Here is a 12,673-nt window from a genome sequence, read left to right as displayed (position 1 = left end):
TTATGAAGATAACATTATTTGTTTTGCAAATTGTTGTTTTAATTATTATAGCACCGCTTGTTAGCGGGATTATAAGAAAAATAAAAAATAACTTCCGGATGCGTCAAGGTCCTGGCATATTTCAGCCGTATTTTAACATTATCAAACTTTTTGGAAAAGAAGAAATTGTTTCGGAACACACATCGTGGATATTTTCTTTCACACCTTACATAGTTTTAGCGTCATTGCTAACTGCTCTAATGCTTGTTCCCGGTATTTTTCCGGGAATATCTTTAAATCACGTAGGAGATTTTTTTGCTTTGATTTTTCTTTTGTCGCTTGGCAGGTTTTTTCTTGCACTTTCCGGGCTGGATGCAGGAAGTTCTTTCGGCGGTATGGGTTCTTCACGAGAGATGTTCATCTCGGCACTTACTGAGCCCGCATTTTTTGTTGCTGTGTTTGCTTTATGTCTTGGAACAGGTACTACCGATTTAAACGTTTTAAGCACGGAATTTTCTTTTAATCTTTCGCATTTAGTTGCAGGGGCTGCTCTTTTTATGGTAACTATAGTAGAGACATCTCGCATACCTATTGATAATCAGGAAACCCATCTTGAACTTACTATGGTCCATGAAGCTATGATTTTGGAATATTCAGGAAGGTCTCTTGCATTGATAGAACTTGCAGCCCAAATCAAACAAATTATCTTTTTTTCACTTCTTTCAATAGTTATTTTTCCGGTTTTCCAATTGACCGATTTCAGTATGTCTTCAATTTTAGTTTATTCAGGAATATTTATTTCCAAAATACTTTTAATTTCTTTTGTTGTTGCAGTAATTGAAGTTACAGTAGCAAAGATGCGTCTTTTCCGTGTCCCTGATTTTACGACATTCGCATTTGTCCTTTCAGGTACTGCACTTGTGTTAGTGGTATTGGGATTATAAAATGAATTTTTTTATTTTCGGTATTTTTGTAATGACGTTTTTAATGGTTATCGCAAAACGAATGACTGCTCTTATTACGGGTTTTTGTTTGCAGTCCTTTTTTCTTTTCGGGTGCGTTCTTTTTATTGCATACAGGTCTGCTGATAACGGAATGTACGTTCTTGCAGGATTAATCTTTACGCTTAAAGTTATAGCAATTCCTTTGTTTCTGCGCTGGGTAATTAAGAAAATAAACACAAACGAAGACCTTGGTCTTCTGGTAAATCCGGTTCTTTCGCTTTTTTTGGTAATTATATTGACTGTATTATCGTATTATTTTGCAAAAGAAATTGTTGTTTTAAAAGAAAATCTTGTTATTACTTCGTTTGCAGTTTCGCTTTCTGTTACGTTTACAGGTTTGTTTATTATGGTAACGCGCCGCAAAGCGGTAGCTCAAATTGTCGGTCTTCTTTTAATGGAAAACGGAGTTTTTCTTACTGCAACCACATTATGCGGGGGTATGCCGTTTTTAATGGAAATAGCAGTTTTCTTTGACATTTTTATAATTGTTGTGATACTTGGTATATTTGTTTATCGCATAAACGAACTCTTTACTCATATTGATGTAAATAAATTAACAAAGCTCAGGGGATAGGATTTAATGGAAATATATTTGATACTAATCATTCCGGTTGTTCTTGCAATAATATCTGCATTAGTGGAGAAGCCGGTGATAGCAGGCACCATAACTACAATTGGCTACGGTGTGGAACTGTTAATTTCGTTTTGTTTTGCTAACAAGATTCTTGCCGTAAAACATTTTTCAGAAGCAATATTTTATGCCGATGCTCTCAGCGCTTTCTTTATCTTGACAGTATCGCTTATAACTTTTGCTTCTGCACTTTATTCAATATCGTTTATAGAGAAAGATGTTCAAAACAAAAAGTTTCCTGAGTCGCAATCAAAAATATATTATCTTTTATTTAACCTGTTCACTTTTTCAATGTATCTTGTAACGCTTGTTAATAATCTCGGGTTTGTCTGGATTGCTATAGAAATGACGACTCTTGCTTCAGCGTTTCTTGTCGGCTTCTACAATAGTAAACATTCGGTTGAAGCCGCATGGAAATACATTATTATTTGTTCGGTTGGTATAACACTTGCTCTTTTGGGTACAATATTGTTTTACTATACGGTTTCCCATGATGGGGGAATTAAAAGTCTTAACTGGACAGATTTTATTTCCGTTGCATCAAAACTTGACGGACATATAATCAAAATCGCGTTTCTTTTCATACTTGTCGGTTATGGTACCAAGGCAGGTCTTGCCCCGATGCATACATGGCTTCCGGATGCGCACAGCCAGGCAGTTACGCCGATAAGTGCGCTTTTATCAGGAGTTTTACTTAAAACGTCCGTCTATGCTATTATGCGGTTTGCCATAGTTACAAATAAAGCAATTGGTTCAGGTTACACCTCACATTTATTTGTTTTTTTCGGTCTTATTTCTATAACTGTTGCCGCAGTATTTGTTCTTGTACAGAAAGATTTGAAACGGCTTCTTGCATACAGTAGTGTTGAACATATCGGAATTATCGTTCTTGGACTGGGTTTCGGCGGACCAATAGGTTGTTATGGAGCACTGCTACATACATTTAATCACGCAGCGACAAAAGCGGTTATGTTTTTTGGCGCAGGTGAAATAATTGAAAAATATAACACCCACAATATGCGTAAAATCAAAGGTGCGGTAAAGGCGATTCCTTTTGCCGGAGTTTTTACGATTATAACAGCATTCGCTCTTAGTGGTATGCCGCCGTTTTCGGTATTTTTTAGTGAAATGGCAGTTTTATATGCAGGGTTTGTAAAAGGAAGTTATATGGCAAGTGTTGTGTATATATTCGTTTTAGCAGTAGTTTTTTACGGACTTGTAGAACATATTGCCGGAATAAGTTTTGGTAAGAAACCCGAAGATATGATTGCATCAAAAGACCCTTCGATTACAAAAGCAGCATTCATTTTTCTTTTTGTTTTTGTATGTGTCTCGGGGTTTTTATTCCCGGGATTTTTTAATTCTTTATTAAAAGCAGCGTCAGGGATACTGCTCGGAAACATATAGCGGGGAAATTATGAATTATATAAAAATATTTGATGATATTGAAGAAAAGTATAATTTAAAACCTTTGAGTTTGAGAATTGAGGAAAAGGAGCCGGATGAAATATATGCTCGGGTGGGAGCGGGTGACTTTAAGCCAATGTGTCTTGCAATGCATAAATATCTGCATTCACCTGTGATGTCATTTTTTGCAGTTGATGAAAGGAAAGAAAAAGGTGTTTTTGGATTATTGTGTGCTTTTCAATCAATTGAATTTAAAAAATGGGTTTTTATTACAACGGAAGTTCCAAAAGACAACGCGGAATTTGAATCGCTATCAAAAGATATTTATTCCGCTGCACTTTTTGAGCGGGAAATATATGAAATGTTCGGTATTGTGCCAAAAAACAGTCCTGATACAAGACGGCTTAAACTTCATGAAGAGGTCTGGCCTCAAGGTAATTTTCCTCTTAGGAAAGATTTTGATTCTAAAAAAATAAAAGATTCCCCGAAATCTGAACATAAATTGAAAGAAGTTGAAGGGGACGGCGTTTTTGAGGTTGCTGTAGGTCCTGTGCATGCAGGGCTAATCGCGCCCGGTCATTTCAGGTTTAGTGTTGCCGGTGAGCCGGTAATAAATCTTGAGATACATCTTGGGTTTACCCATCGTGGAGTTGAAAAGATTTTTGAAAATCTAAGCTTAAACGAAGCAGTTTCTTTAAGCGAGTGTGTTTCGGGTGATTCAGCATTTGCCCATAGCTGGGCTTTTTGTAATTCAATTGAGAAAATATTAAAAATTAATGTCCCTGAAAATATTCAATATGTCCGGGCGGTCTTACTTGAATTAGAACGTATGTATAATCATGTGAACGATATAGGCGGTATTGCTGTTGATGTCGGGTTTTCTTTTCCGTCAGCGTTCGCTTCTTTGATGAAAGAAAGTATTTTAGATTTGAACGAAAAATTAACAGAGTCGCGGTATTTGAAAAATGTTAACGCTATTGGCGGAGTTTTATGCGATTTTAATGATGATAAAAAACAAGTTTTAATTCAAAATCTTGAAATGCTTCAAAAAGATTTAAACGAACTTAAGAAAATGATTCTTTCAAACGTCTCATTTATGGACAGGGCGGATTCTACCGGAATTTTAAGAAAAAACATTGCTGAAGATTTGGGCGTGCTGGGACCGGCAGGTCGCGCATCTGGCATTGATAAAGATTTAAGAAAAGATTTTCATGGGATATACGATAAAGTTAAGTTTAATAGTATACACTGTTTGTCCGGAGATGTTTCAGCACGTCTGAAAATCCGGTTCGATGAATTTGAAGAGTCAATTAAGATAGTGAAACAGTTCTTAGATATGATTAAACCGTTTGAATCGAAGAAAGAGCAGCTTCCAAAAATTAAAGAAGGTTATGCGCTCGGATGTGCAGAAGGATGGCGGGGACCGGTGTTGTATTGGGTTAAAATTGACGCAGAAGGTCATATAGTCAGATGTAAAATTGTTGACCCGTCATTCAGGAATTGGGAAGGTCTTGCGTTTGCAATGCCGGGAAACATCGTTCCTGATTTTCCTCTTTGCAATAAAAGCTTTGACTTTTCATATTCTGGGAATGATTTATAAGACTCTGATTACGCAGATTAGAAAGTAGATTACACAGATTATGGAAAACAGAGAAATAATATACTGTTGTTATAAAGTTCATTTTGCTAACAAGAATAGTAATGCTTTAATTAGTGTAATCGGTGTTAAAAATTCTTGCCTCGATGTAACATCGGGGTGAATGTAATCAGATATAAAATATGATAGAAATATTTAAAAATAGTATAAGAAAAGCTCTTCAAACACGACCATTAAGCATAAAAGAAATTCCTGTTTCTAAAGAATATGAAATGCTTGGTGCGGAACTTAAAAAAGCAATAAAGAAAAGATTTTCAAGGTCGTTTCATATTCGGGAAGTGGATACCGGGTCGTGCGGTGCATGTGAATCGGAAATTATTGCAGCAACAAACCCGATTTATGATATACAGCGTTTTGGCGTGGATTTTGTAGCATCTCCTCGCCATGCAGATGCTCTTCTTGTTACAGGTCCTGTATCGAAAAACATGGAACTTGCATTAAAAAGAACTTATGATGCGATGCCTGGACCGAAACTTGTAATTACTCTCGGTGACTGTGCATTGGATGGCGGAAAATTCAAGAACTCATATTATACACTTTCCGGGGTGAAGAATGTTTTACCTGTTTCAGCACATATCCACGGATGCCCCCCAAAACCCATAGACATAGTAAAAGCAATCCTGATTTTATTAGGAAAGACAAAATAATTACACAATATTATTCAATACTAATATTTTTATTGATAAAACCACCTGCTGTAAATCGATATTTTTTATTAGTTGTAAATTCTGTAAAAAAGTTGTAATATAATTGCGAAGAATCATTAGTTTTAAATTTTGCCTGATTTCTCAATAGTTGAACAGAAATCATACAGGAGATAGAAAATGAAAATACAAGTAGAAACTAAAGGGCAAATTGTTTTATATAGAAATCGATTCGAGGTCAGGTTAGATAAAGATACTGTATGGTTGACTCAGAAACAGATGGCAGAATTATTTAATAAGGGTATTTCTACAATAAATGAACATATTAGAAATATTTATAAAGAGAATGAATTAGAGAAGCATGCAACTATTCGGAAATTCCGAATAGTTCAAAAAGAAGGTAAAAGACAGATTGAGCGAGATATTGAATTCTATAATTTAGATATTATTATTTCTCTTGGATATAGGGTAAAATCAAAGCAGGGAACTCAATTTCGTATTTGGGCAACCAATGTATTAAAAAAGTATTTAATTGACGGTTATACTATTAATGAGAAACGACTGAAGATGTTTGAACGCAAATATCTGGAATTACAAAAATCTTTGAAACTTTTAGGCAATGTTATTAGTCTTGAAAATATTTCCGATGAAACTAGAGGTCTTTTTACAGTAATTAATCAATATTCTCGTGCTCTTGATATTTTGGATGATTATGACAATGGTTGTCTATCTGTTCCAAAAGGAACAAAGGAGATAAAATATACACTTGATTCTGAAAATGCCAGACTGATCATAGATGAGATGAGGATAAAATTCAAAAGTTCTTCTTTTTTTGGACAGAAAAAAGATAAAAGTTTTGAAAGTTCGCTTAGAACAATTTATCAGACATTTGATGGTAAGGACGTTTATCCTACCATAGAAGAAAAAGCTGCTAACTTGTTATATTTTATTGTTAAAAATCATAGTTTTGTGGATGGGAACAAACGTATTGCTGCGGCACTTTTTATCTGTTTTTTACAGAAAAACAGAATTTTGTTTAGTAAAGACGGGTCGAGTCATATTGACAACAACTCTTTGGTTGCCTTAACATTAATGATTGCAACAAGTAAGACATCAGAAAAAGATGTTATGATTAAAGTCATTTTAAATCTGCTGAAATGAGAAAGTGTAGGTACAATCCTATTGCTCCGACTTTTCAACAATAATCTTAACCGGAGATTGGAAATAAAAAGCAATGATTCTCTTCACAAGTCTATAATTTTATATATCAAAAATAAGAAATACGCTTGACATATTGTAGCATACATACTACAATAATGTTAGAAGTTTATGAATGGACTGTTGTAATTTATAAGATAACTAACATCAGAAACCTTTTGTTGAACGGTTGTTATTTTTTGAATATTGGAAGGACTATCATGAGCAAAAGAAAACTTAGAACATTTGATGAATTTGAAGTTGATTACATCCTAAAGAACTTGAAAGTTATAGAGAAGTAGTCCTTGAGGAGTTTCAAAAGGATGGGAACGAAAGGGCCTTTCTTGCAGCAATTGCAATTGGTTTAAGGTTCGCGGTGGAATATCTAAATTATCGAAAGATACCGGATTAATCAGGGAAAATCTTTATCGCTCATTTTTTAAGTCAGATTCGAGACTTTCAAATTTTATTAAAATAATAAATTCATTAGGTATTAGTTTGAGGATTGCATAAAACAACTGGATACTAAATTATGTATGATGTAATAATTATTGGTGGTGGACCTGCGGGATTAACAGCGGGGATTTATGCTTCAAGAGCACGGTTAAAAACGCTCCTGATTGACAATTATGGTGTTGACGGGCAGGCAGTTATAACAAATTTAATTGAAAATTATCCGGGATTTCCTGAAGGAATCAACGGTGCCGGGCTTGTCCTTAAGCTTAAGACACAAGCAGAGAAATTCGGACTTGAGGTTGTTTGTTCTGAAGTAATCTCTATAAAATTAGTAGACCACCATATAGAAATTAAAACAGAAGACAAGGTTTATAATACATTATCTTTGATTGTTGCATCCGGTGCAAAACCAAAATTGCTTGGTATTTATGGAGAGGTTGAATTTAAAGGTAATGGAGTGTCTTATTGTGCTACCTGCGATGCAGCATTTTTTAAAAATAAAGTTGTTGCTGTCATAGGCGGTGGTGACACTGCTGTTGAAGAGGCGCTATTCCTTACGAAATTTGCCAGTACGGTTTTTATCGTACATCGCAGAGATAGTTTACGGGCGACAAAAATTATACAAGAAAGGGCATTAGCAAATAAGAAGATTAAGTTTTTATGGAATTCAAAAGTTATAAAGATTGAAGGAACAAAGAAAGTTGAAGGCATTTTAATTGAAAATGTCCGGACATTAGAAAGAGAGAATGTAACCTGCGACGGTGTGTTTATATTTGTCGGATATAATCCTAATACAAATCTATTAAAAGATATTGTTAAACTTGATGAATCCGGTTACATAATTACAGATGAAGAAATGAAAACCAGTATAGACAGTGTTTTTGCGAGTGGTGATTGTCGTAAAAAGTCATTAAAACAAATTGTTACCGCTTGTAGTGATGGGGCAATAGCAGCAATTTCAGCAGAAAAATATTTAGAAAGTTTAAAGGACAGGTAAAGATTTTTATTCTATCTGTCTTTGGAGGGAAATATGCCGATACATTCTTTTGTTTGCAAAGACTGTAAAGAGGAATTTGATATATTAGTAAATGTGACAGCAGATAAAGATAAGCCAAAATGTGAGAAATGCGGGAGCAGCAAAATTACAAGAATATTTTCAAGTTTTGCAGTAAGCGGTAACAGTAATAAATGTGATACTAAAACTTGTGATGTCGCACATGGCACTCCTGGTTGTTGTCCGGGATGTAAACATAGGTGAAGTTACCCCGTAATCGTAGGTGTTCTCCTTATTTTTTGTATTTTGTAGAAAGCTGCGATGTGTTTGTTAAGAAGAATAATTTTGTTGACTTTATGCATATTTTTTATATAATATAAAAACTCTTCGGGGTTGTGTGAAATTCATTACCGGCGGTGATAGTCCGCTAATTCCGATAAAATTGGGACCGAATCTGTGAAATTCAGATACCGACGGTAAAAGTCCGGATAATAGAAGAGTAATAAAATAATAAAAAGCAGGATAAGTCTGTTTATTTATAATCCCCGAAGTATTGTCGGGGATTTTTATTTATAATAGAAACCCCTCATTTTTCATCTTCTCCCCATAGGGGAGAAGAAAGAGTTGAGGGGGGCAGGTACATGAGAAAGGTTTAATCAAATGAAAAAAGTAGATTATATAGATGAAGAAAAAAAATACATGCAAGTTGCAATAAAATTGGCTGAAAAAGGTGCCGGGCACGTAAGTCCTAATCCTCTTGTCGGTTGTGTAATTGTTAAAAACGGGAGGATTATATCTTCCGGTTATCATAAGTATTGCGGGGGACATCATGCGGAAATAGAAGCATTAAAGAATTGTCAAAATCCAAAAGATGCTACTATGTATGTAAACATGGAACCTTGCTGTCATTATAACAAGAAAACTCCACCTTGTGTTCCGAAGATAATAAATGCAGGAATAAAAAAAGTAGTTATTGCAATGAAAGACCCTAATCCGTTTGTTTCCTGTAAAGGAATAAAACAACTGGAAAAACACAATATTAAATGCAAAGTAGGAATTCTAAAAGAAGAAGCAAAAAAATTAAATGAAATATATATAAAATATGTTACAAAGAAAATACCTTATGTAATAGTTAAAATGGCGTATTCTGCTGATGGTAAGACTAAAACAATATCGAGTGATTCAAAATGGATAAGTTCAATAAGTTCAAGGAGGATTGTCCATCAAATAAGAAGTATTAATGATGCTGTGTTGGTTGGGATAAATACTGTTTTACGGGATAATCCCAGCTTAACATCTCATGATATGGGAAAAAATCCAATAAGAATTATAATTGATACCGATTTAAAAATCCCGCTAAATTCAAATGTAATAAACAATGAAGCGACTACTATAATTGCAACATCAGTAAATTCAAACAAAAGTAAAAAAGAAAAACTCAAGAAAATGAGGGTCAAAATTCTGGAATTACCGGTAAAAAACAATCTTATAAACATTAAAAAACTTTTGATTGAGCTTGGCAAAATAGGAATATCGTCTTTGGTCATAGAAGGCGGAGAAACTATCGTGGAATCTTTTTTCAGCGAAAAACTTGTTGATAAAATCATGTTCTTTATTTGCCCGAAAATAATTGGTAAAGCTCAAAATATGGAGGATGTGATTTCTGTTAAAAATATATCGATAAATAAAATAGAAAATGATTTGGTATATGAGGGTTATATAGATGTTTGATTATTGCGGTGCAATACATATTCATTCTTTTTATTCATTTGACGGACACAGGAAAGTGGAGGAAATTGCAGAGTCAGCCAACAGGTGCGGGCTTGATTTTATTGTAATTACCGATCACTTTTCTATGGAAGCAAAGAAATATGAAGGATGGTATAAAAACACGCTTGTTATTGTTGGTGAGGAAATATCACCAAGATATAACCACTACCTGGCATTTGACATAAATAAACCCGTTATAGTTACAAAACAGGAAAATACACCTCAAAAATATATTAACGAAGTTAATAAACAAGGCGGGTTTGGCTATATCGCTCATCCTGACCATCCGGGTAATGAGAAATTCGATGTTAAATCATATGCATGGAAAGACTGGAACATAACCGGTTTTTCCGGTTTTTGTATTTGGGATTTACAGACCGATTGGCAGGAAACATTGAAAAATTACCCAAAGGCGATTTTGAGTTATTTGTTCCCTGTATGTTTTTTGAAAGGTCCAAAACAGGAAACACTTAAGAGATGGGATGAAATAAATCTGGCAGAGCACAAATTTGGTATCGGTGAAGTTGATAATCACGAAGATATACGGAAATATTTTGGACTAAAATTGAAAATATTTAAGTTTGATTTTGCTTTCAAGACAATCAGAACCCATATTACTTTAGAAGAACCATTAAGTAAAGATAAGACAGATATAAAAAAAGTTTATAATGCCATAAAAACGGGAAAATCGTTTGTTGCAAATGATTATTATTTTAACTCGAAAGGTTTCAGGTTTTATAAAGAAAACAATAAAATAATAGTAAATACTTCTAAGAAAGCAGTTATAAGAATAATTAAAAATGGGCAAAATATTGTGGAAGATTATTCGGATAATTTATCCGTACAAGTTAATGGTAAGGGTGTATATAGATGTGAATGCTATCTGAAAAAATACGGGTTAAAACCATGGATTTTTTCAAACCCTATATTTGAATAATATCGCGGAGCAGACAGTATTTGTTCCGTGTCGTTTTCGTGGTAGGTAAAAAAACAATGTTTACAGGGATAATTGAAGATATTGGTATAATTAAAAAAATAAGTAAAACACAAATTAGTGTTGAAACAAAGCTTAATGATATTAAAATAGGTGACAGTATCTGTGTCAACGGTGTATGTTTAACGGTTACAAACTCTAAACTATCCCTGCCCGCAAACGGTTTCTTGTCCGCCAAAGATTCAGTGGAGGGAGTGGAGGAAGTGGCGGGATCTCTAATCTCTAATCTCTTATTCGATATTTCTGAAGAAACATTAAAAATGACTAACCTGAAGAATATGAAGGTGGGGGATAAGGTTAATCTTGAAAGAGCGGTTAAATCTGACGGTCGGTTTGGAGGACATTTTGTTACAGGACATATTGATAGTGTTGAGAGAATTCTGTCAGTTTCAAAATTAAAGAATTCTGAAGTATGGAACTTTTCTATTAATAAAAATATGTCTACGTATGTCGTTGAAAAAGGTTCGGTTGCTATTGATGGTATAAGTTTAACTGTTGTAAATAAAAAGGCAGGGTCTTTTTCTGTAGCAATAATTCCACATACGTTAAAAAACACAACGTTGGTAGCAAGAAAAAGCGGAGATATGGTAAATATTGAAACTGATGTTTTAGCAAAATACGTAATTCAAGGAACATCAAAAGAAAAAATAACTTTTGAAACATTGGAGAAAATGGGATACTTATGATAAAATTTTCAAATGTAAGAGAAGCAATCAGTGATTTTAGAAAAGGTAAAGCGGTAATTATTGTTGATGATCCTTCAAGGGAAAATGAAGGAGATATTGTATATGCTGCTGATAAAATTACGCCTGCAAAGATTAACTTTATGGCGAAATACGGCAGGGGACTTATATGTATTACTGTGGAAGGTAAACGGCTTGATGAATTAAAACTTGGTCCAATGGTTACAAATGGTATTGAAGTAAAAGAAGCGGCATTTACTGTTTCAGTTGATGCCAGAAAAAATATAACCACAGGTATATCGGCACAGGACAGGTGTACAACAGTAAAAACAATAATAGACTTAAAAACCAAGCCGGACGACCTGATAAAACCGGGACATATTTTTCCGTTAAGAAGTAAGGAAGGCGGGGTGCTTGTCAGGGCAGGGCATACCGAGTCCGGTGTGGATATGGCAAAGATATCGGGGCTTTATCCGGCAAGTGTTATTTGTGAAATAATGAATGAAGACGGAACAATGGCGAGGTTCCCGCAACTTTTAAGATTTTCCAAAAAACACAAGCTAAAAATAATTACAATTGCACAAATTATTGAATATCGGAGACAAACAGAAAAACTTATTGAGAAAATAGCAATAGCAGATTTACCAACAAGATATTGTGATTTTACAATGCATCTTTATCAGGACAAAATAACTAAAGAAAACCACTTGGCACTTATAAAGGGGGAAGTGAAAAATAAAAAAAATGTTATTGTAAGAGTCCATTCATCTTGTCTTACCGGTGATGTTTTACATTCCCTGCGATGTGATTGTGGTGAACAATTAGAAAAATCGACACAAATTATTAATAAGGAAGGAAGAGGAGTTTTGTTGTATATGCACCAGGAGGGAAGAGGGATAGGTCTTGCTAATAAATTAAGAGCATATGAATTACAGGATGAGGGTTATGATACTGTTGAGGCAAATATAGAACTTGGTTTCAAACCGGATTTACGGGAATATGGAATTGGCGCTCAGATACTTTGTGATTTAGGACTTTCAACAATAAAGCTTCTGACAAACAATCCGAAAAAGATTGTCGGACTTGAAGGTTATGGATTGAAAGTTACAAAGCGAATTTCAATTAAAATTGAACCGAAGTCTAACCTTATGAAAAAATATCTCGAAACAAAAAAGGAAAAGTTCGGTCATTTTCTGTAAAAACAGGTAAAGGTAGAGAGAGGGACAGGTAAAGATTTTTTTACTTTACCTTTACCTA

12 protein-coding genes and 1 riboswitch are annotated in these 12,673 nt (G+C 34.4%); all 12 genes read left to right on the top strand.

What is annotated here, in order from left to right:
- Positions 1-2 precede the first annotated feature (2 nt).
- The 12 genes from PHE88_07460 to PHE88_07405 all read left to right on the top strand — a co-directional run bounded on the left by PHE88_07460 (position 3) and on the right by PHE88_07405 (position 12,615).
- Positions 3-923 (top strand): NADH-quinone oxidoreductase subunit H, encoded by a 921-nt coding sequence (locus PHE88_07460; protein ID MDD5687650.1) that lies wholly within the window; start codon positions 3-5, stop codon positions 921-923.
- Between the two features lies 1 nt (position 924).
- Positions 925-1,557, top strand: coding sequence for a hypothetical protein (locus PHE88_07455; GenBank protein MDD5687649.1), 633 nt, complete (start codon positions 925-927; stop codon positions 1,555-1,557).
- Positions 1,558-1,563: 6 nt separating this feature from the next.
- On the top strand, positions 1,564-3,021 hold the full coding sequence (locus tag PHE88_07450) for a hydrogenase 4 subunit F (GenBank protein MDD5687648.1): 1,458 nt from the start codon (positions 1,564-1,566) through the stop codon (positions 3,019-3,021).
- 10 nt (positions 3,022-3,031) lie between these two features.
- On the top strand, positions 3,032-4,621 hold the full coding sequence (locus PHE88_07445; protein ID MDD5687647.1) for an NADH-quinone oxidoreductase subunit C: 1,590 nt from the start codon (positions 3,032-3,034) through the stop codon (positions 4,619-4,621).
- 179 nt (positions 4,622-4,800) lie between these two features.
- A complete protein-coding gene (locus PHE88_07440; protein ID MDD5687646.1) occupies positions 4,801-5,325 on the top strand; it encodes an NADH-quinone oxidoreductase subunit B family protein in 525 nt (174 codons plus the stop codon).
- A 177-nt stretch (positions 5,326-5,502) separates the two neighbouring features.
- Positions 5,503-6,483 carry a virulence protein RhuM/Fic/DOC family protein gene (locus tag PHE88_07435; protein ID MDD5687645.1) on the top strand — a complete coding sequence of 327 codons (981 nt, stop codon included), beginning with the start codon at positions 5,503-5,505 and terminating at the stop codon, positions 6,481-6,483.
- Between the two features lie 568 nt (positions 6,484-7,051).
- Positions 7,052-7,972 (top strand): thioredoxin-disulfide reductase, encoded by a 921-nt coding sequence (trxB, locus tag PHE88_07430; GenBank protein MDD5687644.1) that lies wholly within the window; start codon positions 7,052-7,054, stop codon positions 7,970-7,972.
- A 33-nt stretch (positions 7,973-8,005) separates the two neighbouring features.
- Positions 8,006-8,233 (top strand): zinc ribbon domain-containing protein, encoded by a 228-nt coding sequence (locus PHE88_07425; GenBank protein ID MDD5687643.1) that lies wholly within the window; start codon positions 8,006-8,008, stop codon positions 8,231-8,233.
- 115 nt (positions 8,234-8,348) lie between these two features.
- A riboswitch (FMN riboswitch) is annotated at positions 8,349-8,473 on the top strand.
- A gap of 156 nt (positions 8,474-8,629) precedes the next feature.
- On the top strand, positions 8,630-9,700 hold the full coding sequence (gene ribD / locus PHE88_07420; GenBank protein ID MDD5687642.1) for a bifunctional diaminohydroxyphosphoribosylaminopyrimidine deaminase/5-amino-6-(5-phosphoribosylamino)uracil reductase RibD: 1,071 nt from the start codon (positions 8,630-8,632) through the stop codon (positions 9,698-9,700).
- The gene (locus PHE88_07415) at positions 9,693-10,676 is read left to right on the top strand and encodes a CehA/McbA family metallohydrolase (protein MDD5687641.1); all 984 of its coding nucleotides are present in this window, start codon (positions 9,693-9,695) and stop codon (positions 10,674-10,676) included. Before ribD ends, PHE88_07415 begins: the two co-directional genes overlap by 8 nt.
- A 56-nt stretch (positions 10,677-10,732) precedes the next feature.
- Entirely contained in the window at positions 10,733-11,419 is a 687-nt protein-coding gene (locus PHE88_07410) for a riboflavin synthase (protein MDD5687640.1), read from the top strand.
- On the top strand, positions 11,416-12,615 hold the full coding sequence (locus PHE88_07405) for a bifunctional 3,4-dihydroxy-2-butanone-4-phosphate synthase/GTP cyclohydrolase II (GenBank protein ID MDD5687639.1): 1,200 nt from the start codon (positions 11,416-11,418) through the stop codon (positions 12,613-12,615). Before PHE88_07410 ends, PHE88_07405 begins: the two co-directional genes overlap by 4 nt.
- Positions 12,616-12,673: the final 58 nt, after the last annotated feature.

This window comes from Elusimicrobiota bacterium, assembly GCA_028718185.1.
Classification (GTDB): domain Bacteria; phylum Elusimicrobiota; class UBA8919; order UBA8919; family UBA8919; genus JAQUMH01.
The sequence above is the reverse complement of the archived record's forward strand: the minus strand, read 5'-3'. Positions and strand labels throughout refer to the sequence as shown.

Bases quoted from the DNA above. Each gene is read 5' to 3' on its own strand.
- PHE88_07460 (MDD5687650.1), top strand. From the start codon at position 3: ATGAAGATAACATTATTTGTTTTGCAAATTGTTGTTTTAATTATTATA.
- PHE88_07455 (MDD5687649.1), top strand. From the start codon at position 925: ATGAATTTTTTTATTTTCGGTATTTTTGTAATGACGTTTTTAATGGTT.
- PHE88_07450 (MDD5687648.1), top strand. From the start codon at position 1,564: ATGGAAATATATTTGATACTAATCATTCCGGTTGTTCTTGCAATAATA.
- PHE88_07445 (MDD5687647.1), top strand. From the start codon at position 3,032: ATGAATTATATAAAAATATTTGATGATATTGAAGAAAAGTATAATTTA.
- PHE88_07440 (MDD5687646.1), top strand. From the start codon at position 4,801: ATGATAGAAATATTTAAAAATAGTATAAGAAAAGCTCTTCAAACACGA.
- PHE88_07435 (MDD5687645.1), top strand. From the start codon at position 5,503: ATGAAAATACAAGTAGAAACTAAAGGGCAAATTGTTTTATATAGAAAT.
- trxB (MDD5687644.1), top strand. From the start codon at position 7,052: ATGTATGATGTAATAATTATTGGTGGTGGACCTGCGGGATTAACAGCG.
- PHE88_07425 (MDD5687643.1), top strand. From the start codon at position 8,006: ATGCCGATACATTCTTTTGTTTGCAAAGACTGTAAAGAGGAATTTGAT.
- ribD (MDD5687642.1), top strand. From the start codon at position 8,630: ATGAAAAAAGTAGATTATATAGATGAAGAAAAAAAATACATGCAAGTT.
- PHE88_07415 (MDD5687641.1), top strand. From the start codon at position 9,693: ATGTTTGATTATTGCGGTGCAATACATATTCATTCTTTTTATTCATTT.
- PHE88_07410 (MDD5687640.1), top strand. From the start codon at position 10,733: ATGTTTACAGGGATAATTGAAGATATTGGTATAATTAAAAAAATAAGT.
- PHE88_07405 (MDD5687639.1), top strand. From the start codon at position 11,416: ATGATAAAATTTTCAAATGTAAGAGAAGCAATCAGTGATTTTAGAAAA.